The organism is Pseudomonas sp. FH4 (genome assembly GCF_000510915.2).
Taxonomy (GTDB): domain Bacteria; phylum Pseudomonadota; class Gammaproteobacteria; order Pseudomonadales; family Pseudomonadaceae; genus Aquipseudomonas; species Aquipseudomonas brenneri.
Genome location: NZ_AOHN01000036.1, coordinates 1 through 627 on the forward strand (window position 1 = coordinate 1; position 627 = coordinate 627).

Consider the following 627-nt stretch of genomic DNA (forward strand, 5'->3'; position numbering starts at 1 on the left):
GTGAGCGCCGCTGTTGACGAGATCGTCGCCACGGCCGAGGAAGAGCGCGAATTCCGCCGCAAGGGCGGGGCGACGAACAAGGCTGTTATTGCTGCGCTGACGAGCCTGCAGAAAGAGTTCAGTGCGATGAAAAATACGCCCACTGGCCGCCAGTTGCCGCGTAACCCCGGCCCTGTAGCCACTGTCAAGAAGCGGGTGCTCTGACATGGCCTATTCGTTGAGCGCATACGGCGCCAAGATGTACGCGGAAATGCAGTTGGCCATTGCCGAGACCTACGGTGTCGAGCTGTCCACCAAGCAATTCAGTGTTGATCCGACGATCGCCCAGGAACTGAACGACGCGATCACCGCCAAATCGGACTTTTTGCAACGGATCAACGTCATTCCGGTGACTGAGATCAAAGGGCAGAAGGTATTCATTGGCGTGTCCGGTCCGGTCACTGGCCGTACCAACACCAAGACCAAGGATCGCGAAGCCAAAGACGCTTCGGCGCTTGATCAGTCCACCTATGAGCTTTCTTCTACCGAGTCCGACGTAGGGCTGCCGTACGCCAAAATCGATGCCTGGGCCAAGTTCCCGGACTTCCACCAGCGCTATTCCGCCGCCGTACAGAAGCAAATCGCCCT

1 protein-coding gene and 1 pseudogene are annotated in these 627 nt (G+C 58.2%); both read left to right on the forward strand.

All coding sequences use genetic code 11. The features are described 5' to 3' along the window. Positions 1 to 204, forward strand: a pseudogene (locus tag H097_RS28340) (capsid scaffolding protein); the annotation flags it as partial. A gap of 1 nt (position 205) precedes the next feature. After that, positions 206 to 627 (forward strand): P2 family phage major capsid protein (locus tag H097_RS24200; protein ID WP_032862965.1); only part of this gene is annotated, 422 nt, incomplete at its 3' end.